Origin of the sequence: Helicobacter jaachi (assembly GCF_000763135.2) — a bacterium.
Lineage (GTDB): Bacteria > Campylobacterota > Campylobacteria > Campylobacterales > Helicobacteraceae > Helicobacter_C > Helicobacter_C jaachi.
Genome location: NZ_JRPR02000001.1, coordinates 98,791 through 123,762, shown reverse-complemented (window position 1 = coordinate 123,762; position 24,972 = coordinate 98,791). Strand labels below are relative to the sequence as shown.

23 protein-coding genes and 1 other RNA gene are annotated in these 24,972 nt (G+C 41.5%); 9 read left to right on the top strand and 15 right to left on the bottom strand.

Annotation, left to right across the window (positions count from 1 at the left end):
* The first annotated feature begins 38 nt into the window (after positions 1-38).
* Genes LS71_RS00620 through LS71_RS00610 form a run of 3 tightly spaced genes read left to right on the top strand, consistent with a single transcriptional unit; the run spans position 39 to position 2,007 of the window.
* Positions 39-830, top strand: coding sequence for a MotA/TolQ/ExbB proton channel family protein (locus tag LS71_RS00620; RefSeq protein WP_034352514.1), 792 nt, complete (start codon positions 39-41; stop codon positions 828-830).
* Positions 831-839: 9 nt separating this feature from the next.
* Entirely contained in the window at positions 840-1,235 is a 396-nt protein-coding gene (locus tag LS71_RS00615) for a biopolymer transporter ExbD (RefSeq protein WP_034352517.1), read from the top strand.
* 7 nt (positions 1,236-1,242) lie between these two features.
* Positions 1,243-2,007 (top strand): energy transducer TonB, encoded by a 765-nt coding sequence (locus tag LS71_RS00610; protein ID WP_052057788.1) that lies wholly within the window; start codon positions 1,243-1,245, stop codon positions 2,005-2,007.
* Positions 2,008-2,056: 49 nt separating this feature from the next.
* Here the strand turns inward: LS71_RS00610 and LS71_RS00605 are convergent, their stop codons facing one another.
* The 10 genes from LS71_RS00605 to rnpB all read right to left on the bottom strand — a co-directional run bounded on the left by LS71_RS00605 (position 2,057) and on the right by rnpB (position 10,385).
* Positions 2,057-2,911, bottom strand: coding sequence for a toxin-antitoxin system YwqK family antitoxin (locus LS71_RS00605; RefSeq protein ID WP_052057790.1), 855 nt, complete (start codon positions 2,909-2,911; stop codon positions 2,057-2,059).
* Between the two features lie 13 nt (positions 2,912-2,924).
* The gene (locus LS71_RS00600; RefSeq protein ID WP_034352518.1) at positions 2,925-3,518 is read right to left on the bottom strand and encodes a toxin-antitoxin system YwqK family antitoxin; all 594 of its coding nucleotides are present in this window, start codon (positions 3,516-3,518) and stop codon (positions 2,925-2,927) included.
* Positions 3,519-3,534: 16 nt separating this feature from the next.
* Positions 3,535-4,800 (bottom strand): UDP-N-acetylglucosamine 1-carboxyvinyltransferase, encoded by a 1,266-nt coding sequence (murA, locus tag LS71_RS00595; protein WP_034352521.1) that lies wholly within the window; start codon positions 4,798-4,800, stop codon positions 3,535-3,537.
* A 16-nt stretch (positions 4,801-4,816) separates the two neighbouring features.
* The gene (locus LS71_RS00590; RefSeq protein WP_034352523.1) at positions 4,817-5,230 is read right to left on the bottom strand and encodes a hypothetical protein; all 414 of its coding nucleotides are present in this window, start codon (positions 5,228-5,230) and stop codon (positions 4,817-4,819) included.
* Positions 5,230-6,054, bottom strand: coding sequence for a UTP--glucose-1-phosphate uridylyltransferase GalU (gene galU / locus LS71_RS00585; protein ID WP_034352525.1), 825 nt, complete (start codon positions 6,052-6,054; stop codon positions 5,230-5,232). Before galU ends, LS71_RS00590 begins: the two co-directional genes overlap by 1 nt.
* Before the next feature lie 10 nt (positions 6,055-6,064).
* The gene (locus LS71_RS00580) at positions 6,065-7,693 is read right to left on the bottom strand and encodes a lytic transglycosylase domain-containing protein (RefSeq protein WP_034352530.1); all 1,629 of its coding nucleotides are present in this window, start codon (positions 7,691-7,693) and stop codon (positions 6,065-6,067) included.
* Positions 7,693-7,989 (bottom strand): YggT family protein, encoded by a 297-nt coding sequence (locus LS71_RS00575; RefSeq protein ID WP_034352533.1) that lies wholly within the window; start codon positions 7,987-7,989, stop codon positions 7,693-7,695. Before LS71_RS00575 ends, LS71_RS00580 begins: the two co-directional genes overlap by 1 nt.
* A gap of 8 nt (positions 7,990-7,997) precedes the next feature.
* Positions 7,998-9,329, bottom strand: a complete 1,332-nt coding sequence (gltX, locus tag LS71_RS00570; protein ID WP_034352536.1) for a glutamate--tRNA ligase — start codon at positions 9,327-9,329, stop codon at positions 7,998-8,000.
* Positions 9,329-9,841 carry a flagellar FLiS export co-chaperone gene (locus tag LS71_RS00565; protein WP_034352698.1) on the bottom strand — a complete coding sequence of 171 codons (513 nt, stop codon included), beginning with the start codon at positions 9,839-9,841 and terminating at the stop codon, positions 9,329-9,331. The genes gltX and LS71_RS00565 overlap by 1 nt, the downstream gene beginning before the upstream one ends.
* Positions 9,842-9,966: 125 nt before the next feature.
* An RNA gene (gene rnpB / locus LS71_RS00560) (RNase P RNA component class A) lies at positions 9,967-10,385 on the bottom strand.
* A 67-nt stretch (positions 10,386-10,452) separates the two neighbouring features.
* Here rnpB and LS71_RS00555 point away from each other — a divergent pair.
* Positions 10,453-10,905 (top strand): MarR family winged helix-turn-helix transcriptional regulator, encoded by a 453-nt coding sequence (locus LS71_RS00555; RefSeq protein ID WP_034352539.1) that lies wholly within the window; start codon positions 10,453-10,455, stop codon positions 10,903-10,905.
* 267 nt (positions 10,906-11,172) lie between these two features.
* Here LS71_RS00555 and rny read toward each other — a convergent pair whose 3' ends face one another.
* Positions 11,173-12,747, bottom strand: coding sequence for a ribonuclease Y (gene rny / locus LS71_RS00550; protein WP_034352540.1), 1,575 nt, complete (start codon positions 12,745-12,747; stop codon positions 11,173-11,175).
* Entirely contained in the window at positions 12,659-13,285 is a 627-nt protein-coding gene (locus LS71_RS00545) for a 5-formyltetrahydrofolate cyclo-ligase (protein WP_052057809.1), read from the bottom strand. Before LS71_RS00545 ends, rny begins: the two co-directional genes overlap by 89 nt.
* Positions 13,286-13,338: 53 nt before the next feature.
* Between LS71_RS00545 and LS71_RS00540 the strand changes: the two genes are divergently transcribed.
* From LS71_RS00540 to radA, 3 genes are read left to right on the top strand one after another with little or no spacing between them, the layout of a single operon-like run.
* A complete protein-coding gene (locus LS71_RS00540; RefSeq protein ID WP_034352545.1) occupies positions 13,339-13,998 on the top strand; it encodes a TlpA family protein disulfide reductase in 660 nt (219 codons plus the stop codon).
* A complete protein-coding gene (gene ftsY / locus LS71_RS00535; RefSeq protein ID WP_034352547.1) occupies positions 13,995-14,888 on the top strand; it encodes a signal recognition particle-docking protein FtsY in 894 nt (297 codons plus the stop codon). The genes LS71_RS00540 and ftsY overlap by 4 nt, the downstream gene beginning before the upstream one ends.
* Positions 14,888-16,234 (top strand): DNA repair protein RadA, encoded by a 1,347-nt coding sequence (gene radA, locus LS71_RS00530; RefSeq protein ID WP_034352549.1) that lies wholly within the window; start codon positions 14,888-14,890, stop codon positions 16,232-16,234. Before ftsY ends, radA begins: the two co-directional genes overlap by 1 nt.
* Positions 16,235-16,390: 156 nt before the next feature.
* Here radA and LS71_RS00525 read toward each other — a convergent pair whose 3' ends face one another.
* Entirely contained in the window at positions 16,391-17,668 is a 1,278-nt protein-coding gene (locus LS71_RS00525; protein ID WP_238700256.1) for a glycosyltransferase family 2 protein, read from the bottom strand.
* A gap of 309 nt (positions 17,669-17,977) precedes the next feature.
* Here LS71_RS00525 and LS71_RS00520 point away from each other — a divergent pair, with 309 nt between their 5' ends.
* Positions 17,978-19,852 (top strand): glucosyltransferase domain-containing protein, encoded by a 1,875-nt coding sequence (locus tag LS71_RS00520; protein ID WP_034352551.1) that lies wholly within the window; start codon positions 17,978-17,980, stop codon positions 19,850-19,852.
* A gap of 54 nt (positions 19,853-19,906) precedes the next feature.
* A complete protein-coding gene (locus LS71_RS00515) occupies positions 19,907-20,677 on the top strand; it encodes an NAD(P)-dependent oxidoreductase (protein WP_081946220.1) in 771 nt (256 codons plus the stop codon).
* A 15-nt stretch (positions 20,678-20,692) separates the two neighbouring features.
* On the opposite strand, the gene LS71_RS00510 is transcribed toward LS71_RS00515, so the two are convergent.
* Together LS71_RS00510 and LS71_RS00505 are read right to left on the bottom strand one after the other, a co-directional pair.
* Entirely contained in the window at positions 20,693-22,531 is a 1,839-nt protein-coding gene (locus LS71_RS00510) for a dynamin family protein (protein WP_034352554.1), read from the bottom strand.
* On the bottom strand, positions 22,532-24,859 hold the full coding sequence (locus LS71_RS00505; protein WP_034352706.1) for a dynamin family protein: 2,328 nt from the start codon (positions 24,857-24,859) through the stop codon (positions 22,532-22,534).
* Between the last annotated feature and the right edge of the window lie 113 nt (positions 24,860-24,972).

Sequence of the window (24,972 nt, the reverse complement as noted above, 5' to 3'; positions counted from 1 at the left end):
TTACATCAATCAACATCATTTAAGGAGAAAAAGTGAGAATGTTATTTGCTTTGTTTTTGTGCGTATTTGCCTATGCTAATACACCACAAGATAGCGCGCAAGATAGTGTTACAAAATCTTTGCCCATTACAGAATCTAGCGCCATAGAAAATAGTGCAAATCAAAATGATTTATCAATTTTAGGGCTATACAAAAATGCAGATTCTATCGTGAAATCCGTTATATGCGTGCTTATAGCGTTTTCTGTGCTGACTTGGGCTGTGTTTGCAGCAAAATGCGTGGAATTTAAGATGATATTTTCATATTGCAAAAATGATTTGCATATACTTAAACAATTTAATGGGCAAGCACAAGAGCAAAGCCTGCAAAAGACGCATTTTGCAAAGATTTTATATGATGAATCCCTCCAAGAAATACGCCAAAGCAGCCTTAATGATAATAATCTCAAATCTCGCATTAAGTATCGCTTAGAACATCGTGCCAGCATACTGCTAGCAAATGCCAAAAAATGGATTGCTATTCTTGCTAGCATTGGCTCTAGTGCGCCTTTTATTGGGCTTTTTGGCACGGTGTGGGGGATAATGGATTCATTTATTGGCATTGCAAAAAGTGATAATACCTCTCTAGCCGTTGTTGCGCCCGGCATCGCCGAAGCACTCTTTGCCACAGCATTTGGGCTTATTGCGGCAATTCCTGCGGTGCTATTTTACAACGCGCTTATCCGCCTAAGTGTGAGTCTTAATGCACAAATAAGTGAAATCCTAACGCACATTTACTGCATAGCCGAGCGTTCTATTTACACTATGCAGGCAAATACACAAAAAAACTAGAGGCAAATTATGCTTGCAAACGAGGAGCAAAAGGAATTAAGCGAAATCAATGTAACGCCCTTTATTGATGTAATGCTAGTCTTACTCATTATCTTTATGGTGGTTGCGCCTATGATTACAAGTTCAGTCAAGCTTGAATTACCCAAAAGCACCGCCGCGCAAGATAGTGAGAAAAAACCTATAATTTTATTTATCAATTTAGAGGAAATAAGCGTAAATGAGGAAAAAGTAAGCCTGCAAAGCCTAGGCGCGCTCATAGATTCTAAAACAAAGGGCGATAAGCAAAGCATTATTTACTTTTATGTGGATAAAGCTGTGCCTTATGAACGACTAGTAGCTATCATTGATGCAGTGAAAGTAGCGGGCTTCCATAAAATCGCGCTATCTCAAGAAGTGGCAAAATAGGATAGTAATGAAATGGGCTTTTGGCTTTGGCTTCTCAATTATGTTGCATGGCGTATTTGTGGCGTGGATTCTATACAAAAAGCCCGCGCAAGATATAGACACAGGTGGAATGAGCGGAGAAATAGCGCAAAGTTTTGCAAGTGTGATGACTTTCACCACTTTGCCCATTGGCGAGCTTAAAAAGCAAACTACAGAATCTGCTGTGAGCGCGGTGAGCGCAAGTAAAAGCATTAAAACCCCACAAGCCCTAGCTAAAGAAAGCCTCACGCAATCAAATATTGCCCTGCGTGCGGATAAAAAGATAAATATCAAGCAAGAGCAAAAATCACAAGTTAAGCCCACAAATGCGCAAGTAGCGCAAGATGTAGATTCTAAAACGCAAGATACTTCGCTTTCTGCACCCAAAGCAAGCACACAAGATAAAGTGACAAGCCCTGTTAGCGGGGATTCTCAAAATATTATAGAAACTTATCAAGGTTTGCTCGCCGCACATATTAGCAAATACAAACAATATCCTAATGCCTCAATCCTTGCAAATGAGGAGGGCACAAGCGTTGTGGCGATTCGCATTGATGAAAATGGCAATGTCTTATTTGTCGCCCTGCGCAAAAGTAGCGGATATGGCGCGCTAGATTCTGAATCTGTTGCACTTTTTAAGCGCGCTTCTCCCCTGCCTAAGCCGCCTAATGATTTGCTTAATGGCAAAAGCGTGCTTTCATTCACGCTGCCTGTATATTTTGTCATTAATAAATCCGCAAATAAGGGATTGTGAAATTTGCACTTTACACATATTCACGCGCAATATGTGTAAAATATAGAATCTAGCGCTTTACCTCCACATCATCTTTGTAAAAAATCTCGCGCACCAGCTTGCCCTGCTCATCAAACTCCCTTGCTGCGCCCTCTTTCTTGCCCTGCTTGTATTGCAGGCTATGCCATAGCTTGCCGCTTGGGTAATACATATTCATATCGCCCTCTTGCAGCCCATTTACAAAGTGCATTTCGCTCTTTAAGCGCCCGCTTGCCACATCAAAGAGGCGGCACAAGCCATCAAGCTGCCCATTTTTGTAATGCGCCTCATAGATTAAGACACCCTGTTGGCTAAACATTTGATATAGCCCCTCACGCTTGCCATCGACATAAAACGCCTTTTGCGCGATGCTTCCATTGAGATAATACAGAATCTCGCTGCCATGCTTGATTTTCGTGCCTGCCTTGTAGGTAATAGCCGCCCTGTAAGTCTGCCCATTTTCTTGCACTTCCTCTTGCGTTGTTTCGCCTGCCTCTGCCTCCTCTATTGCCTCTTTGCTTTCTTCTTGCGTGCTTATTTCCTCTTTCACTTCCTCATTTATTTCTCCACTTATTTCCCCGCCCATTTTCTCTGGGGCTTGAGTGCTTGCTACTTGCGTATCGCTTTGCGCTATATTTTGTTGAGATGAGTTTTTAGGCTCTGGAGCGGGCTTTGGTGTGGCTTTGGTGTTTTGAGGTTTTGGCTGTGGTTTTTGCGGCAATGATTTTTGCGCGCGCGCAGATTCTGTGCGTATAGAATCTGCAGTTAATTCTTTATGTGGCTTTGGCGGCGTAGATTCTCTATTTGAGCTTGCTTTGGGGCTTGGCGCTTGCTCCACGCAGCCTATAAGCGCTAGGGCTAAACATAGCATATATATTTTATACATAAAAGCTCCTTTGCTAGTAGCAGGCTTCATAGCGGCAATTCTGCTCTTTTATGACCTTGCCTTGCGCGTCATAGTGCTTGAGCCACTGCTTTCTACCGGCTTTATAAAATGTCTCATACATAAGTATGTTTTGCTTGCTAAACTCCTGCTGCACGCCATCACGCATATCATCTTTGTAATTTACCTGCATTTTTAGCGCACCATTTTCATAGAATTTCTTGCCCACGCCCTCGCGCTTATTTAGCTTATAATCCTGCTGTGCTTGTATCGTGCCATTAGGGTAGTAAAGCACGCGCTTCCCCTCCTCTTTGCCCACATTATATGTGCGCTCCTCGCGTATTTTGCCATTAGGATAATAACTCTTTACCGCGCCATCGTATTTGTCATCTACATAGCGCGCTTTAAAAATCACAATGCCCGCACTAGTGGTTTTTGTCTGTGTGCCGCACTTCATAGTCGTGCCTTTGCAATAATGCGTTTTAATGGTTATGGGTGCTTTTTTATCGCCTGTGTAGGAGATTCGTAAATCATATTCCATACTTTTTGCTTGCGTTTTATCCGCGCCAAAAACGCCCACGCATAATAAAAATATGTAAAAATATTTCATCACGCTCCTTTGTCCTTTAGCTCTTTAGCCTTTGTATATTTACGCCAATGGCTCTAAGTTTATGCTCAATGCGCTCATAGCCCCTATCAAGATGATAGATTCTATGAATATTAGTAGTCCCCTCGCTCACAAGTGCGGCGATAATAAGAGCCGAGCTAGCGCGCAAATCTGTTGCCATAACATCAGCGCCAATAAGCTGCGTAACGCCTGTGATGCTAGCATGATTGCCTTTAAGTGAGATATCCGCGCCTAAACGTTGCAGCTCGCTTACATGCATAAAGCGATTTTCAAACAAACGCTCCTCAATCACGCTTGTGCCTTCACATTGCGTGGCTAGAGCCATAAACTGCGCTTGCACATCAGTAGGAAAGCCCGGATATTCAGTAGTGATAATCTCAAAGGATTTAAGCTTTTGAGCAGGCAGCAAAGTGAGGGAATGCTCATCTTTTTCAAAACTAAAGCCAATCTCCTCTAGCTTATCCATAATCGCGCCAAGATGCTGGGGCTGGACATGCGTGAGCGTGAGTTTTGATTGCGTAATAGCTCCTGCGCACAAATAAGTGCCTGCTTCGATTCTATCAGGTATAACCGTAATAGGTGCAAAATCAAGCAGCTCACCACCTGTGCCATATATCACAAGCTCATTGCCGCCAATACCCTCAATCTCCACGCCGCTTTGAGATAATATCTCGCAGAGTTGCACCACTTCTGGTTCTTTTGCCGTATTAATAATGCGCGTTTTCCCATGCGCTAATGCCGCTGCCATAATAACATTTTCACTGCCTGTAACGGTGATTTTATCAAATAAAATATCCGCTCCTTTTAGCCCATGCTTTGCCTCCGCAGTGATATAGCCACCTTTAATGTCAATCTTTGCGCCCATTTTTTCCATAGCCTTAATGTGCAAATCCACAGGGCGCGCACCAATGGCACAACCACCGGGCAGGCTTACCTCACAATAGCCAAAGCGCGTGAGCAAAGGACCAAGCACTAGCACAGAGGCACGCATTTTACGCACAATATCATAAATGGCTTTAGTATGCACAATGTGTTCTGCCTGCGCAGTTAGGCTATTTGGATTATGCCAAGTGATATTTACGCCCAAATGCTCTAATAATTTGGCTAAAGTTTTCACATCAGCCACATCGGGCAAATTGCTAATGCTCACTGGATTTTGGCTTAAAAGTGTCGCCGCAAGAATAGGTAGGGCAGAGTTTTTCGCTCCAGAAATAGCAATACTGCCTTTAAGGTTAGGGCTTTTACTGATTTGCAAATAATCCATAACATCAATCCTTTGTCTATTTTTGCTTATTTTCGCGCTTTTGCAGGGCTTTGCCTATGGCTTCTTTAATGCTTGGCTTGCTTTCGGGATTAGCGCTCTCAAGCGTATCTTGGAAATTCACCACCTCATCAACCTCCATAAGATTCATATTCACCGCAAAGCGCGAGATAATATCAAGCCACAGGCTGTATTCCTCCCCATCTTTTGGGTAGGTTTTGTAGGTTTTTAAAAACTCATCAAGCAAGGCTTTTAGCTTTTCTTTATTATTAGCGTATTCATCAAGCTCGCTTGATAGTGTGCTTAGACGGCTTGGTTGGTTATCTTGCTTGTCATTATCAAGGGCTACTGCTAAAAGTCCGCTAAAAATAACAGGCAAGCAGAGCAGGAAAAATGACAGCCAGCAAACGACATAAAAGCTAAGATTAAACATTAATGTTTAAGCTGCTCATAAAACTCTAGTGTGGCTTTGACATAGCCATCTATGCTTCCGCAGTCATAGCGCTTGCCTGCGAATTTATATGCAAGCACTCTACCTTGCTTTGCCTGCTCTAAAAGCGCATCTGTGATTTGGATTTCACCCTTTTTGCCCGGCTTTGTAACGCGCAAAATATCAAAAATATCAGGTGTTAAAATATATCTACCGATGATGGCAAGGTTACTTGGGGCGCTATTTTTGCTAGGCTTTTCTATCATATCACTCACACGATATACGCTAGATTCTATCTCTTCGCCTTGTATAATCCCATATTTATCCACTTCATTTTTATCCACTTCCTCAATAGCGACAATAGAGCAGCGATATTTTTTGTATAACTCCACCATTTGAGCAAGCACGCCCTTGCCCTTAGGATTAGCACACAAGTCATCAGCTAGCACCACAGCAAACGCCTCCTGCCCGATGAGTGTTTCACCTGTAAGGATAGCATGCCCTAAGCCGCGCATTTCATTTTGCCTTGTATATGAAAATGTGCAAGAGCTTGTAAGCCGCCTAATGCTTTCAAGCAATTTTTCTTTATCTGTGCCAGATATTTGATGCTCTAACTCATAGTTTATATCAAAATGGTCTTCAATGCTCCGCTTCCCGCGCCCTGTAACAATTCCTATATCATAGCAGCCAGATTCTAAAGCCTCCTCTACGCCATATTGAATGAGCGGCTTTGTCAAAATAGGCAACATTTCTTTAGGCATAGCCTTTGTCGCGGGCAAAAATCGTGTGCCATAGCCTGCAGCTGGAAAAAGACATTTGTGTATCATAAAAGCTCCTTTAATTGATAAGCGTTTGCTTAAGATGTTCTTCAAGGTTGATATGATTCCCAAAACTTGCTTGATAAACAATATAATTTGCTAAGACTCTAAAACCATAATCGCGAGATTCACTATAAGGAATAAGCTCCATAGAAAGCCAAGGCTCATAATGGCGATTTTTAATAAAAAGTGTTTTAGTTTTTAAAGTGCGGCGCAAAAAGCCCGGTCCTCCATTATACGCATAAGACACAAAAAGTGGATTTTTAAATTCTTTGGTTAAATCATTAAGATAATATGTGCCAAACTCAAGCGCGGTTATGGGATTAAACATATCTTCTAGCGTGATATTATCTTTTTTCAATGCACGCGCAAAGGGCTGGACATTAAAGGGCATAATCTGCATCATACCAAGCGCGTAAGAAGTGGAGATGAGCGCGGGTAAAAGCATACTTTCTTGCTTTGCAATAGCATAAGTAAAAGCCTTTTCATGCGCACTTTGCCAAGTGATTTTATCGCTAAAAGGCGTGATAAAATAATGTATCTTAAATTTATTTATGATGTTTAGCACATACGCTAAATGTGCGCTTGTGTCCTCATAGGCAAAATGCTTACTTAATGCTTGCAAATCTTTATCATCTTTAATTTGCGCGAGATTATCTTTTAAAAGCTGCCATTGAAAAGGGTCTTTGATGTCAAAATCTGGCTTTTTGCTTGAGAGCTTGCCCAAATCTGTTACAACTTCATAGCTAGGCGCAACATTGAGCTTTTGATTGGCGTAAATAGTATATAAATCTATGGAGGTGCTTTGGCTAAGCTGCTGCAATACTTTTGTATCTTTGCTTAGATAATACTGCCAAAATAGCGCGCGATTTTTTTCCATAGCATTATTAGCGCGCGCATATGAGTGCTGAAAATATATAAGTGCAGCCTTTGGCTTTTTATGCATAGCTTCATTTAGCCCTAGCATAAAGAGCGTGTAAGCGTCTGTGTGTGTAATCTTTGCCCCTAGAAGCGATTTTTTAAACTTCTCATAGCTTTTATCTTGTGTAACGATAATTTTTTGCAGCATAAGATTAAAAGTTCTATTATTCTCATCGGCAAGGCGTTTAAGCGATTGGGGTTTAATGCGCTGATTAATAATGCGCTCTTTTTGCTTTATGCTTAATGCATTAAAAATAGCAGCAAATGTCTGTGCATCGCTATTTAGCATACTTGTTAGAATCTGCTTGGAGCTTAGAATTTCAATGCGCTTTCTCATACTTGCGTCATTTTGAAAGGTTTTAAGCAAAAATGCCCTATCTTGTGGCGACATAGTGGGGATACTTGCTAAATTTAGCCCAGCTTTTATGCAAGCAGCATCTTCTTTTTTTAGCGCTTCAAAGCTAAGCCTTTGGCAATGCAGCCTGCGTGGTAGCTCGCTTACTTTGCCCTTAGCGCTCATTAGATTATCAAGCTTTGCATTACTGCGATAAATGAGATTATAAGCCTTAAGCGCATCTTCTAGCGAAGTTTGCTCATTTGATAAAAACTGCCAAATATAAAAATCGCGCGCCAAGCCTTTGGGCTTAGATTCTAAAAATGCAAGCGTGATGTCACCATGCGCGCTAGCAACACTAAAACCTATGAGCAAACAAAGCAAAATTCTCATTAGCCCAATCCATGAGCGTATGCGGCAAGCAAGCGGATAAAAAATAAATCAATAAATTTTAATATCACAGCAATGATAAGCGGTGAAAAGTCAATGCCCCCTATGGTAGTTGGCATAATAGCGCGCAGTTTAGCATACACAGGCTGTGTAAGGCGATAAAGCACCTGCACGATAGGATTATATGGGTCGGGGCGCACCCAGCTCACCAACGCAGCAATGATAATAATCCACACATACGCATTAATAAGCATACTTAAGATATACGCTAGCGCGCTAAGAAAAGTGCCAAGTATCATATTAATCCTTAATTTGAAGCATCTAAACGCACAATATCGCGCAAGAAAAAGCGCAAATATGGATACATTTGATTTAATTCTAGCCCATGAGTGTGATTAGTGAGTAAGATTCTAAGTGGCTTAAAAAATTGCTTGCCCTTAAGCTTTGAGCGCTGCATAAGTGCGTTTTTTAGGCTCTCATAATCTTGCAAATCCTCGCTATTAGATTCTATCATTTCACATAAATGCGTATAGAGTATGCGGCATTGCTCCTCAAAGCTTTGATTGTCCTCTACTTGCGTAATGCATTTTGGGCTAAAGATAGAATCTAGCTTAGCGCGGATTTCATTTAATGTGCTAGCCTCTTGTAAAAATAGCTTGCCTAGCGCGCCAATAGAGCTATCTTTGCTATCAAGTAAGAGCGCAAATTCTTGCTCATTAAGTAGTTTTAAATGCTCCCTATTCAAAAATCTTAGCCTCTTTATGTCCCATTTTACTGGTGATTTAGCGATATTTTTTATATCAAACCACGCATAAGTATCCTGCAGTTTAAACACCTCTGTAGGCGTGTGATTACCCATAGAGACAAGATAATTAATAATAGCTTGAGGTAAGAAGCCCTCCCCCAAAAGCCACGCTACTGATGAAGCACTATCGCGCTTGCTCATTTTGCTGCCATTTTCACCCAAAATAATGGGCAAATGCGCATAGCCTAGCTCCTTTTCATAGCCCAAAGCGCGCTGGATTAGAATCTGGCGCGGCGTGTTGCTCACATGGTCTTCGCCGCGCACGATAAAGCTTATATCATAGAGCATATCATCAACCGCGCAAGCAAAATTATAAGTAGGCACGCCATCTTCTTTTAAAATCACAAAGCTATCAAGCTCTTGAGGCTCAAAATCAAGTCTGCCTTTTATAGAATCTACAAAGCTAATGGCGTTGCGCGCACCCTTAATGCGCACCACAGGCTTAGGATTGCTACTCTTTTCTAGCTCTGCCCAGCTATCATCATAGCGAAAAGCTCTTTTTTGCGCCTTTGCCTCCTCGCGCTTAGATTCTAAAAACGCCTTAGAGCAGTAACAATAAAACGCCTTCCCCTGCGAAATAAGATATTCTGCTAATTGGCGATGACGCGCAAAATTATCGCTTTGATAGACAAGATTATCCCACAAAAGCCCAAAGAGATTTAAAAGACTTAAAATCTCTTTATCCTTGCCCTCTATATTGCGCGTAGTGTCGGTATCTTCAATGCGGATTAGGAATTTTTGGTTAGTTTGTTTGGCGATGATGTAATTAAAAATAGCCGCCCGGAGGTTACCAATGTGCATATCCCCCGTAGGAGATGGAGCAAAGCGCAGCATTACTTGCCTTTAAGCATTTGGGCAAACGCCTGAGGATTAAAGCTATTAAAATCATATTGACTTTGGCTAGGCTCGCTTAGCGCTTCACTTAGGCAGATGAGCATTTGGGCGATTTCTAGAGATTTATCCTCCACATAGGCGATGAGATTACAAAGGGGATTTATAGAATCTGCGCTAGATTCTATAGCAATATCCTGCGGGATAAGCGGCAAAGGGCTGTCGATGCTTAGCTCATAAGTTTTGCCATTAAGCCTTGTAGAAAAATGCGTATCAAAGAGCTTAACGCCCATAAAAGACGCGCTTTGCACGATTTCTTGTATGGCTTGCACAGATTGATTTGCATTCTCTTGTGCATTTTTAAGAATCTTTTTTAGCGCCACAGACGCGCTTTGCAAAGCACCAATAAACTCATTAGCCCCCTTTATATCCTCGCTAAATTTATGCAAGCTTCTCTCTTGCGTGGGGAATGGCTCGCCTATGTGCTTTTGAAAAGTGGATAACATATCTTGCATGCTCACCTCTATTTTTGGAGTATTTGTTGTGTTAAAAGCACCTTTTGTTCCAAATTAATGCAAAAATCTCTTATAAAATAAGTCTTTAAAATCTTAAAATATCACAAAGCAGTCAAAATAAAAAATACTTAGGCATAGCGATAAGCCGAGTTCTGTCGTGGGTGGCTATTTATCTAGGATATGTTTCGCAACATACCTCAAGCGAAGAGTTTAACTTTAAGACCTTAACCATACTCTTCTTGCTACGGATTGGGTTTGCATAGCATTTTGCATTGCTGCAAAATCGGTAGGCTCTTACCCCACCTTTTCACCCTTACCGCGCTAGATTCTATAACACTACAGAATCTAACTTAGATGTGCCACCTAGATTCTATAAATGCTCGCTATGATTTATAGAATCTAGACCACATCTCACTTTTACGCGGCGGTTATTTTCTGTTGCACTTTCCCTTAGGTTACCCTAGCCATTTGTTAAATGGAATCCTGTCTTTGTAGCTCGGACTTTCCTCTTTTGTATCCCAAAAGCAACCACCTACTATGCCTAAGTGCAAATTATATCAAAATTTGCTATAATACCGCTACACTAAATGTCTCAATTTAAAGGCTTAAACTTGCAATGTAATCAGCATTTTATAGGACATCACATAGGTAAAACAGCGCGTTGCTTTCAAGTGTTTTTCATTAATGAACTAAAAGCGTATAATTTAGGCTTTGAGCAGGGCATTATATTATTTATTATTGCGGAAAATCCCCAAGCGCATATTAATTTTGTCGCTGAAGAATTACATAAAAATAAAGCCACCATTTCGCGGGAAGTGAATTCGCTCATTTCAAAGGGATTTTGCCTTAAAAAACAAGCGCCAAATGATAAACGCACTATGCTCCTTGAACTCACGCCAAGCGGGAAAAATGTGCTAAATGTCATAGAAAATAAGCGCAAAAAGCTAGAAGCTCAACTGCAAAAAAATCTCTCCCAAGAAGAAATTGACACCTGCATTGATGTGCTTGAGTGTATGTACCAAACCATACAAGATAATCTTAAAGAATCTCCGCGCTGCAATTAAAGCTATATTTTATAGAATCTAGATTCTATAAATCCGCGCTGTTGCTTTTTTATAAAAAGCCGCGCGGTCTTATCTTCGGGCAAGTGAATTGCCCTGCGCCGCCTAAAGTATAAAGTTATAATCTGCTTATGCAGCTTATCAACTTGTTTTTTGAGGTGAGATTCTATAATTTTGGTTTTAGCACGCTGCGAAATTTATAGGCTAGATTCTATAGATGCTAGCGCTTAATGCTATGATTTTTAGGCATTTTAAAGCGAGCAAAACAAACTATCGCGCAAACTCAATAGCGCGGATTTCGCGTATGACGCTTACTTTAATTTCACCCGGATACTGCAGCGTAGATTCTATCTCTTGAGCAATTTCTCTCGCTAACACCACGCTTTTTTCATCACTCACCAAATCCGCGCGCACAATTACTCTTAGCTCCCGCCCAGCATTAATCGCATAAGCTTGCTTTACGCCAATTTTATCCATAGCGATACTTTCAATATCTTGCATTCTTTTCAAAAAATTCTCAAGCACTTCTCTCCTAGCGCCCGGACGAGCAGCAGAGAGCGTATCTGCTGCGCATACTGCGGCGCATTCAATGCTTTGAATCTCCTCATAGCCATGATGAGCTTTAATAGCATTAATCACCACAGGGTGTTCTTTATAGCGGCTACACACCTCCACGCCTAAATCCACATGATTACCTCCTAACTCTTGTGTAAGGGCTTTGCCAATATCGTGCAAAATCCCAGCTCTGCGCGCTAGCTTTTCATCTCCACCTAGCTCACCTGCAATAATAGCCGCAAGATTTGCCACCTCGATAGAATGCCCTAGCGCATTTTGCCCAAATGAAGCCCGATAGCGCATTTTGCCTAGCAAAAATTTCAATTCAGGGTGCATATACCCAAGCCCCATATCAAGCACGATATTTTCGCCATCTTGCGCGATTTGCTCGTCCATTTCATTTTTCACGCGCTCATACATCTCCTCAATGCGTGAGGGCTGAATGCGCCCATCTTCGACTAGATTTTCAATAGTTTTTGTCGCAATGGCGCGCCGATAAAGATTAAATGAACTAAGAATAATACTACCTGGCGTATCATCAATAATCACATCAACCCCGCTTATCATCTCTAGAGCCTTAATGTTGCGCCCTTCTTTGCCAATAATGCGCCCCTTTAGCTCATCATTAGGGAGATTAATGACATTTACTAATCGTTCATTAGCAAACTCGCCCGCATATCTGGTAGTAGCTTGCGCAAGGATATAATTTGCGCGCTTTTTAGCCTCATCACGCGCCTCTTTTTCATAGCGGCGTATGAGATAGGCTTTCTCTTCAGCCAAGTCCTCTTCAAGGTGGGAGAGCAAAATCTGTGTCGCCTCCTCCTTTGTCATTTTCACATATGAAGAAAGGGTGTTGAAAATATCTTTTTTTGCTTGCTGATATTCTTGCTTAATCTTATCTTGCTCGCCTTGTGTGCGCAAGATTCTTACCTTTAATTCAGCAATTTCTTGCTTTTCTTTCTCTAGCTGATGTCGTTGATTATGAAACTGCGTTAAGCGCGCCTGCTCCTCTTTATCAAGCTTATTATGGCGCACTTCATAATCTTTATGCAATTTGTGAGATTCTAGCTCGTAGTGTTGTTTAAGCTGTAATTGCTCCTCTTTCATTTGGAGCTTGTGAGTTTGAAGGATTTTTTGCGCCTCATACTCAATGGCTTTTGCTTTGGCTTTAGCCTGCTCGATGATGATTTGAGAATTGGAGTTAAATACCTTTTTGGTGATAAGATACACGCTCACGCCGACTAATATGCCAAAGATTATACTTCCTATCGCATACCATACTTCCATTATGTTTCCTTACGCACAAAGCTGATGGGGTGAAAAAGCAATCTCCCCGCACATCATAATGCTGTGTAATCACGCTTGATATATAATTTGGGCTTCTTGCTACAAAAATAATATGAGCTTTGCCCTTGAGAGAGGGGATAAATCTATCATACATACCCTTCCCAAAACCTATTCGTTTAAAATTTTTATCAATACCCAAAACAGGGATAATCACCGCATCAACTTTTATTAAACTCAATATAGAATTATTTGACTCATAAATACCAAAGGCATTTTTGCGCAATGGCATTCGCAATGGTATCATTTTAAAGCTAAGTTCTTGTATATAAGGTATGAAAATACGATACTTTCTTTTACGCAAAGTAAAGATAAGCGGCGAAATATCCACTTCATTGCCAAAAGGCATATACAACAAGATATTATAGAATCTACGCCGCTTAATGTAGCCTAGCAGCGCGGCATTAAGCCTTTTATCTGCAAAATGGGGGCGTTTATCTAATCGTGCCTTTGCGGCGCGCCTAAAGTCTTGTTTGGTAATCATTAATCCTTTTTTTGTGTATAATGATATAAAAATAGAATGAATGGAGAGAGGCAATGAAAGGGATAAAACTCCTTATACTTGTGCTTTTGCTAGCTTTGGGATTTCACGCATGCAGCGATGAAGTGGATAAAGATAAAGATGTATTTGGCTTTGAAGGTGGCAGCAAGGATAAAATTCTAAGTATTGAAGTAGTCAATACACAAAATGAATCATTACGCTTTAAAACCAACCAAACCCAAAGCATTTTCCAAAGCGACACTAAACGCCCCACATTACTTTTTTTTCTCTCCAAAACCTGCCAAGAATGCCAAGATGAGCTATTGCACATTCTTGATTTGCACAATAAATATCAAGAATTTATCTCTATTATCGCCATTAGTCCAAAAGATGAGCTTGTGCATTTGCAGCAAGAAATTGATAAGATTAATCCCCGCTTTAAGCTCTACGCGCCAGCAGATGACAAAAATTTGCTTAATTTCCTTAATAAAGATGACAAGCAAAGCTATATGGCCCTCTATGACAAGCAAGGCGAGAAAGTCATTGACTACATAGGCTTAGTGCCAGAAGAGATGATAGAGCTAGATATTCGCTATCAAATCCAAGACCAGCTTGATGCCAAAGCCCAAGAGCAAATGCAAACCTTGCCGCAAGAGGATTTAGAATCTAGCCTTGAGAATGATACACAATCCACAAAGCCGCAAGTTGCCCCATGATTTCTGCCCTTGCTAAAACCCTACACAAAACCACCCAGCACGTCACCTCTATCCTTAGCTCCAAAAAAGATAAATGCGCCAAAGAGGAGTTAGAGGAAATTTTAATAGAATGTGATATTGAATATGAGCTTATAGAATCTATCCTTGAGCCGCTGCCCAAATACATTTCACGCGATATGCTAAAAGGCGCGCTGCTGCCACTGCTGCAAATTAAGAGCCAACATATAGAATCTACCTCCGCGCAAGGTGCAGATTCTATAAAACCACTTGTCACTTTGATTGTAGGCGTAAATGGTGCGGGTAAAACCACAACCATTGCCAAACTTGCCTATCTTGCCTCATCGCAGGGCAAAAAGGTGATGATGGCAGCGGGTGATACTTTCCGTGCTGCTGCTATTGAGCAGATTAAACTTTGGGGTGAGCGACTTCACATACCTGTGATTGCCACGCAGCATATGCACGACCCAAGCGCGCTAGCCTTTGATAGCATTAATGCCGCGCGCGCAAGGGGTATTGATGAGCTATACATCGATACAGCAGGGAGACTACACAATCAAACTAATCTTAACAACGAGCTTTTAAAGATTGTAAGAGTGAGCCAAAAGGCTTTAGGCGAGCTGCCTTTGCGCAAATTTCTCATACTTGATGGCACGCAGGGGAGTTCTGCTATCAATCAAGCCAGTGCATTCTCGCAACATATTGATTTTAATGGCATTATCATCACAAAGCTTGATGGCACAAGTAAGGGAGGTGCGATTTTTAGCATTGTGCAAAGGCTGCATATCCCTATTTGCTATATTGGCGTGGGTGAGAGGGCGCAAGATTTAGTGCCTTTTAACGCGCAAGAGTATGTTGAAGTGCTGCTTGATAGCATTTTTGAAGGGCAATAGTGGCAAAAAAATCCTCTATCTTTGAGTGTCAATTTTGCGGTTGGCAAAGCCCAAAATGGCTCGGTAAATGCATCAATTGCGGCAGTTGGGAAAGTTTGGTTGAGCTTAAGGCTGCTCAAATCCAAACGCTAAAAGAGAGCAAAATATTGCAGCAAAGCACGCAACCCACGCCTATCACGCAAGTAGATTTTGAGACTTTAGAACATTTTACCTCCTATGAAGAGGAATTTGACATCGTGCTAGGTGGGGGTATTGTGCCAGGTGGGCTATATCTTATCGGCGGAAGCCCGGGTGTAGGTAAATCCACGCTTTTATTAAAGGTAGTGGGCGAGATTGCCAAAAAGACGCCAAAGCAGATTCTGTATGTGAGCGGTGAAGAGAGTGCTGGGCAAATCAAAATGCGCGCTATGCGGCTAAATGCCATAAGCGAGCGGCTTTTTTTGCTTAATGAAATTGATTTAAGTATTATTACAAGCGCGCTAAATAGCCAATCTTACGCCATGTGCGTGATAGATTCTATCCAAACTATCTATTCGCCCGACATTACTTCAGCGCCCGGCTCTATCTCGCAGGTGCGTGAGGTTACTTTCGCACTTATGCGGCTAGCAAAGGAGCGCAATATTAGCATTTTTATCATCGGGCATATCACTAAAGAGGGCGCGATTGCCGGTCCTAGAATCTTAGAACATATGGTGGATTGTGTGCTGTATTTTGAGGGCGACCCAAGCAAAGAACTAAGAATGCTAAGAGGCTTTAAAAATCGCTTTGGCACCACAAGTGAGATAGGCATTTTTGAGATGAAAGAAAATGGCTTAGTGAGTGCTAAAAACGCCTCAAGACTTTTTTTTACGCAAAAAAATGCCCAAGCGGGTAGCGCCATTGCAGTGATTTTGGAGGGAAGTCGCGCGCTTGTGATTGAGATTCAAGCGCTTGTGAGTGAATCTAGCTATCCCAAGCGCTCATGCACAGGCTTTGATACTAATCGCTTAAATATGCTCCTAGCTCTCTTAGAGCGCAAGCTCGAGCTACCTTTGGGGCGATATGATGTGTTTGTCAATGTTGCTGGTGGCATTAAGATTAATGAGCCAAGCGCGGATTTAGCCGTGATTGCTAGCATAATTTCTAGCTTCCGCAATCGTATTTTAAGTGTGAAAACTGCCTTTATCGGCGAAGTCTCGCTTGTGGGCGACATACGAGAAGTAAGCAATATTGATACACGTCTAAAAGAACTGCAAAGCTATGGATTTGAGAAAGTCATACTTGCCAAAAAGCCTAGCAATGCCCCCTCCAGCCTTAAGTGTTTTGAAGCAAATGAGGTAAGCAAGATTTTAGAATGGTGCAGATAGTGAAGTGAGCAGATATAGGGCGCTCTTAGCCTTTGTGCCTACTCAATATCCTGCTGTCTAGCTGCTTATTGCCTCACACTCTAGCTTTTGCTGCGCGCTTTTATTGCTTGTGCCGCTTGGCTGCTTATTTTTTGTAGATTCTATAGAATCTACACTCTACGCCTTTTTATCCTCTGAATTCTCACTTAAGTTTTCTAAAATATATATCGGGCGGTTTTTCACTTGCTCGTAGATTCTGGCGATGTATTCGCCGATGACGCCTAAGAGTATGAGCTGTATGCCGCCGATGAATGTGATTATCACAATAAGGCTAGGGTAGCCAGGCACGAGATTGCCATACATTAGCGTGTAAATGAAGCGATAAAGCCCATAGCACAGCGAAATCGCACTAATCAAAAAGCCAAAAATAAACGCAAATCGCAGCGGCGTCGTGCTAAAGCTCACAATGCCCTCAATCGCGTATTTAAACAGCTTCCAAAAGCTCCAGCTACTCGCCTCCTTAAAATGCGGGATATACTCGTATTCAAGGCATTGGCGTTTGAAGCCAACCCACGCAAACATCGCCTTTGAAAAGCGGTGATACTCGCTCATATTTAGCAGCGAATTGATGACCTCCCTATCCATAAGCCGAAAATCGCGCACGCCACTCTCAATCTTAACCTCGCTAAGCGCGTTACTCACGCGATAAAACTGCTCGCTAAGAAATGCGCGAATCTTGCTCTCCCCCGCACGCGTTGTGCGCCGCGCATAAATCACTTTGGTATCGCGCTTAGAATCTAGCCAAATATTTATCATCTGCGGTATTAAATTAGGAGGGTCTTGCAAGTCCGCATCAAGCAGGATTACGCCCTCGCCCCTAGCTTGTTTTAGCCCGGCTAGAATGGCGGCTTCCTTGCCAAAATTGCGCGAAAAGGAGAAAATGCGAATGGTGAAGTCACTCTCTTTGAGAGTAGCAGAATCTACGCTATTTGCGGCACTAGATTCTATATTTTTAGAATCTACAAAATCTGTGCTTTTAGATTCTGCATTCACGCTTTTAAAACTCGCTTTTTGAGTATCTACACTTTTATCCACATTTTTAAGTAAAAAGCCCTGTATATCGCTATTTTTATACGAGACTCTCATCTCTTTTAAAAGCTCTAAAGTCCTATCTTTACTGCCATCATTCACAAAGATTAGCTCATAAAAAGGGCTACTAGATTCTAGCCCAAAATAGCCCCGCACTTTTGCACCCATGCTACTCATCGTGCGCGTTATCTCATTAAGAAAGCGAGGCAAACTAACCTCCTCATTATAGCAAGGCACGACAATAGAAATTTTTGGTAAGATTTTCATACTTTGGCTTGCTTCATCTCCTGCGGCGTTGCTGGATTCTATGTTTTTAGAATCTGCGCCACCCAAACGCTCTGTATGCTCACTTCGCTCGCTTTGCACGGCAACTCCTTACATAAAACTACATTAAGTGCATATTTTTACAAAGATAAATTAACACTATGACAATCAGCCCCCCACTCTGCACAAAGCCCCAAAAGTGCCTCAAATGCGCCCAACTTCATTGAGCAAATATAAAGTTTAACGCAAATTTTACAAAGCTCTCAATTTAAGCATAAATAATTATAAATCTCAAAATTTAGTCGCTTAATTTTACTTTCAATTTTGCTTAGATTTAAGTTTTTAACCTACAATGCGCTCAATTTAGGCTCTTTTTAGTCAAATTCGGTGAGCGCTAAGAAAGGATAAATTATGGCACATCAAACATACACCCAAACAAATCAAAACAATACAGGCAACGCACCTCGTAAAAACCTCCTACTCCAAACTTGGAGCGACTTTAAAGCGGCGGCTGGGGCGTTTTATCGCACGGAGGGCTTTTGGAAATATTTATGCTTTGCGTTTTTTATTTACCTGCTTGGCATCACTGCCATTATCCGCGCTGATGTGTATTACATCGATGATTGGGGGCGCGGCGTCATTGGCTATAAGGAATGGGATAATTTTAGCCGCTACATTAGCTACTATCTCTCTAGCCTTATGCACATGGACGTCGTGCTTAGCGATATTGCGCCACTTACGCAATTTGTAGCGATTGGCTTTCTTAGCCTTGCCTCTGTCATTGTCGTGTGGAGCGTGCGTGAAGTGATATGGAAAAATGAGACTAGCCGCTGGGAAGCCCAAGAGATTCCGCATAAAAAGCGTTTGACAATTCTTGGCATCATAGCCTCCATTCCTATCGGGCTATCTCCTTACTTTTTAGAGGAGCTAAGCTTTCGCTTTGACTCGCCTTATATGGCGTTATCTGTGTTATTTAGCACGATTCCATTTATTTTTATCCATCACATTCGCGCTTATATTCCTGTTTCGTTTTTGTGTTCTTTAGGTATGTGTATGACTTATCAGGCAAGTAGTGGCATTGAGCTTATTATGGTGCTGTTTTTTGCCTTTATTATGCTAAATCAAACGAATGCTGGGATTAAAAAGACTTTTATTTTCATCTGCGTATCGCTATTTAATTATGCCCTTGCACTTGGTGTGTTTAAGTTTATCGTAATGCGTCCTTTTGCGCATAAGCAGGCTAGCACGGAGACGCTGAAGCCGGATAATTTTCTTAGTGGATTCTATGAAAATATCGATATGTATTTAGACTTTTTGTGGAATGACTTTGGTAGTAATGATATAGGCTGGAGCGGGCTTAAGATTTGCTTTTTAGCGATACTCGTGCTATTTTTGATTTCGGCGATGTATCAGGGGCGTAGTCCATTTGGCGTGAGTGGCTTTGGCGGGCGTGTGCTGTCTCTTATTCTAAGTGCGGCGGTGCTAAGTATCGGCATTCCTATTAGCTATGGGACTTATCTTTTGCTAGAGCAGCCGCTTACGCGTCCGCGCGCATTTATTGGCATTGGAATCTTTGCTGCGATTTTGTGTATTTATGTGGTTAGCTCGTGGCGTGGCTGGGCGTATAAGAGCAAGGATACTTCGCGCACAAACTCAAATGAGCTAATCTCGCGCAATGCGGGGCAAAAGGGGCTTTTTATGCTTAGCTCGCTTTTTGTGTGCCTTTTCACTTGGTCGCTAATAGTCTTTGCAAATGCCTATGGTAACGCGTTAGCAAAGCAAAAAGAGTATCAAGATTTTAGAATCACAATTTTGCTGAATGACTTAGCAAACGCCCTGCCAAAGCAGGTAAATTACGATGATTATCTTTTCCGCGTAAAAGGCTGGGTTACGAGTTCGCCTGTCTTGGAGAATTCAAGCAAAAGCAATCGCATTATGAAGCGTCTCGTGCTAATCACAGATGGCAAATATTGGATTAGAATGGTGATGAAGCACTATGGCTGGGGGAATATCCCTGAAGAGCAGTGGATAGAGCTGCCCGATAACGAGGACCCTGAGAAAATTAAGGAAAATCCAAAGTGTATCCCGGCTACTGCGGGCAAATTGCTAAAGAGCGTAAATAATATTTACCATAAAATCGAAGTGTATCCGCATTGTGCGATTATCACATTTAAGGGCAAAGAAAAATATACATATAAAGAGCAAGAAGATGAAAAAACAACGCTTAATAACGCCACAGCAGCGCAAAATGAGCCGACTGAAAAGGTGATAGAATCTGCTCACTAGGCAGGCTCTTAAAAAACAAGACTAAGCAAATTCTTTAAAGCACAAGGAGCATGTATGAATAGACGAAATATACTTAGAATAGCCTTTGTAGGGCTTATTATAAGCGTGCTAAGTAGCCCCGCGCTTGGAGAATCTAAACAACCCCTTAAAACAAAAAATACAGAATCTAAACCCCTAAAGGTTGCTATCTTAGCGGCAAGTGGCAAAGCTGGGTTGCTTATCACTAAAGAGTGTGTGAATGCGGGATTTGAGGTTACTGCAATAGTTCGAAATGCGCAAAAAATGCAGGATTTGGCGACTAAAAACAAGCTAGATTCTATAAAAATTGTGCAGAAAGATATTTTCAAGCTAGAATCTAGTGATTTGCAAGGCTATGATGCCATTGTCGATGCCTTTGGCGAATGGCGCAATTTGGAGCTTTACAAGACGCACATTCAGCATTTAAGCGGTATTTTGCAAAATAATGCTGCGCGTCTTATCGTCGTTGGTGGCGCAGGCAGCCTGTATATGGACAAAAGCCATACTACGCGCCTTATGGATAGCCCGGACTTTCCGCGCGAGTATTTGCCTGTGGCAAAGGCTACTGCGGAGGGTTTAGCGTATTTACGCACACAAAAGTCGCTAAATTGGGTGTATGTGAGCCCGCCTGCAGACTTTATCTATGAGGGCGCAAGGACTAAACGCTATAAGATTATTGGCGAAGAGTTTGAGGTAAATGCTAAAGGCGAGTCAAAGGGTAGCTACGCAGACTTTGCGTTAGGAATTGTGGATATTATTAAAGATTCTAAGATTAATAAAATGCGCGTGGGAATTATTGGGCTTTAGGCTAGATTCTATGCTTCAAACTTTTAAGTATTTTAGCTCCTTGAGCAATGCTTTAAGGCTCATAAAACTCTCATTGTAGCGCTTTTTGTAGTCGTGAATGAATGTAGATTTTTCCGCAAAGAGTTGTTTGTATGCATGCTCAAAATGCCACATACTTTTAGTGTGCAAGGGCTGTGTTTGTAAATTTGCCTGCAAGATATGAAAGTGAAAGCCATATTTTAGCTCATCAAAGATATTTTCTAGGCTTGGATTAAAAAGCGGCAAGGCTGCGTTTGAGCGATGTTTTTCAAGCGATTCTTCTATCCTTAGCGCGAGTGTGTTTAAACAAAAATTAAGGGATAAATCATAGTTAAGATGCAAGATTTTTTGCAATAAAAAAAGGTGGGATTTCAGGTCGGCATAATGCGTATCCGCAAGGCTATTAAAGGCATTTACCATCTCACTTAACTGCGTGCGCAATAGTGGATTTTGCAATTGGGGGATAAACTGCTCATACCATTGATTTATAAATGCCTCCATAGGCTGTAAATGCGCTTCTAGCAATTCTTTAAACTCCTCTGCGGTGTGCATTATCTCAAAGCCTAGCTGCGTAAAATGACAAGCAGTTGGGGAGTTTGTATCACTTAATGTGCGCGCTAGGTGCTTATAGGGGAGGCTTACAATCTCTTTTTGCTCCACATATTTTGCATTTAAGCCAAATTTTTTATGCGTGCGAGTAAAAGTGTGAGAAGTTTTTTCTAAGGCATTATAAATATGCTGTGTGAGTGCGTAAAGCGCGTCATTTAGGCTATCAAAGAGTGTAGGAAAATGTTTATAAAAAGCACTTTGCAAAGCATTATGCGTGAGCTGCTGCAATGTGTGTGAAAAATATGCCTCTAAGCTTGATAAACGCAAAAGTGCGTGGAGATTAAGCCTAGCAAAGCGTAATGTGTAGGCGCGCAAATGCCTTTTAATCCTATGTGCCTTTGCCTGCGCGGCAAGCGGGGCGATATGTAATTGTAAAAAAGCCATAACAGAATCTATATTAGAATCTGCCCTCAAAGCCTGCGCTTGGCTAGATTCTATCGTGCCAGATTCTATGCTGTGAGCTAAAAGAGCATTCTTAGCCGAAATGGCAATAATATCCTCAAAAAGCCCATTAAACGCCTTTTTAGCATAAGAAAGGCTAGTATTTACCTCATCTGCGCTTTTACACCTATCTTTTTGATTAAGCACACAAAGGCTCTTACTCGCGTAGCGCTTGATATGCAGGGCAATAGTGTCTTTCTCGCTTTGCTTGCCCACATTATCAATGAGTGTGAGCCAAATAATGCCATCAACACTCTGTAAAATCGCATTTGTCGTCTCTGTATCACTTTGGTTTTGCGAGTTAAAGCCCGGCGTGTCAAGAAAGCTTATATGTTTAAGCAACATAAGCGGCACATAGAGCTTGTAAAAGGCAATTGTAGCGTTCTGTGCATCGCTTATATGATGAAAAAAATCAATAGGCTTTGAGACAATAAGCCCATTTTTATAATGCAGCTCAAGACTATAATCCGCGCCATACACGATATGGCAAACCTTTGCGGTTATGGGGATAACGCCACTTGGCAAAATATCTTTCCCCAAAAGTGCGTTTAAAAATGTCGATTTGCCGCTACTAAACTGTCCGATGATAGCCACTTTTATTGGCTCTTGTATGCTTTTGGTAAGATTCTCAAAGGTATGTGTCATTTGAGAATCTAGGGGCATAAATGCACCTAAAGTCTCCCGCACATTATCAATAAGAGCATAGAGCGGATTACCCTCACGAATGGCTTTAGCCTTTGCCTGCGCATATTGCTTAAGAAACATATCTAACATATCTTGCGCCATTTAGTCTCCTTGCATAGTATGCAGTGCGTAGGAAAGCTCATCTATAATGCTTGCAAGCTTTGTTTGTTTCTCTTGCAAGATATGTTTAGCCTGCTCATTGCTGCTTTCATCTTGGTTTTGCATACTTTGCTCTAAAATCTGCTCTTTATGGCTTATCTGCGCGTTTATATGCGCAATTTGGGCTTGTGTAATATCATCAAAAAAGGCAAGAAAAATCGCGCTTATCTCTTTATTTTTTGCATTCAAAAGCATTTTAAACGCACTAGTTAGGCTACCAAAAAGCTCATCAATGCGCGATTTTAGCCTATTTTTATGCGTTTTTAAAAGGCTTGGCAATGCGTGCAGAACCCCTTGCAAAAGCTTAGCAATATCACTTTGGGTAAGCTCAAAGTGAATAGGAGGCAGCTTTGCCTCGCTTTCAAGCTTGAGTGTCTGTTTTAGCTCCGCTACCTTTTTGCTAAGCTGATATTTGTATTCGCGCCCTACATCGCCAAAGCAGTCTTTGAGCGCAAATTCAATCATTTTTTGTATATGCTCTTCTTTCATACTGCCATAGCTAATATCCTCAAAGATTCTATCTTTAAGCAAAGTAGTGGATTTATTGAGTGCATTGAGACTAAGCACCTCAAGGGATTGCAAAAATGCTAAAAGCTCGCTATGCAGGTCTTTAAGATGTGATTTTAGATTCTGTAATGTTTTTAGAAGTGCTGTATTTTGGGCTTTAATCTGCTCTATAAACGCCTCTAGCTTGGCTTTATCACTTGAGAGAAGCTGCATTTCTAAATGCAATATTTCCTCTAATTCCCGTGCCACGCTCAAAGTGCCTTTATACGCAAGATAGAGCATATCGCGTGCCTTTAGACTATCATGGCTAAGAAGCATTTTATGCAAGTAAGATTCTATCTCAAGGATACCACTCTGCTCTAGGCTTATTTGATTACTTGTATCCCCACCTGTGCGATGAAGCAGTGCCGCATAGCCCGCAAGTGTCAAAAAATCAATGCGATTAATGATGGCTTGAATATCGCCTTTATAGTGGGCATTTTTAAGCTGCGCAATAAGGCTTGATTGCGTGTAATCAAGGCAAGCGGCAATATCCTTACTCTCCAATAAATCAACGCGCGTAAGTACCACAAGCATACGCGATATATTTTGCTCAAGCAAAGATTCTAAAATAAAATCAATATCTTTTTGTGTCGCCGCACAGCTGGCATTCATCACATGTATAAGCATATCACAATGCCCCAAAAATTCGCGCGTAATCTCCTCGCGCTTAGCGATTGGGTCATCAAGCCCGGGCGTATCGACAATCTCTACGCCATGTTGCAAAAACGCCAAAGGCACGCTAAGCTCAACTTTTTGGATAAGATTGCATAATTTGCTGGGGTGATTTGCTGAAGTATAAGCACTAAGCTCGCTTATATCAATTACTTTTACAAGGCTAGGCTGCGTGATAAAAGATTCTATACTCTCTCCAAAATGGCTATAAGTCTCATCAATAAATGCCTTAAGATGCGCACTAAAGGCACTTTGTGCGCATAAATCCGCCCATTGCTCTTTACTCCAAAAATACACTTTCGCACTTTGCTTATCCCCATAGCGCAAAATGGTAAGATTTGCTGTCTCTGGCACACTTGAGCTGCCTAGTATGTCTTGGGATAAAAGCGCATTTAAAAATGTAGATTTGCCCGCGCTAAGCACGCCTGTAACGGCAATGCAAAAATGCTGCTGCGTGTATTTTTGCGCTATTTTTATAAGCATATCTTTTAAATAATCTTGATTGACAAGCGCTAAAAGCTCGCTATGCAGGGGCAAAAACTGCTCCCTTAAAGCATCAAAACTTTTTATAGGCTTTATAGAATCTGCTGTCTTTTTAGTGGCTTTAAGCGTAGAAAAAAGCTCTAATTGCGCCTTATTTATCACATCACCTAGCTCAAGGCGCGCAAAAATAGGCAAACACTCCTCAAAAATAGCAGGATTTTGCTCAATAATATAGGCTTGCAAAGTAAGCAAACTATCAAAAAATCGCTCCTCTTTTGATGTTTGGGCAGTTTCCAAAGTGGCTTCTAAGGATTCTAAAGTAAATTCTAGGGCAGATTCTATGCTAGATTCTATATTTGGCATAGAATCTAAAAATAAATCCATAAAGCTTGGGCATTGCATAAAAAGCGCAAGATTATGCCTATTGGCGCATAAAATGATAGCGAGAGCGGGTGTGTTTTGTAGCGTGTCTTGCCATAGTGGGGATTTAAGCAAGGGGTGCATAGAATCTAGGGAATTCACAGGGGGTGAAAGCTTGTGAAAGCCGCTAAAATACTGCTCTAACATATCTCCTCCATATTTAGATTCTAAAACCTCTCCACAAATGCGCGCGCCAAAAATCAAATACACAAAAATAAAACTGCTATTGTTGCACCAAAAAACCAAAAGTAAAATAAATT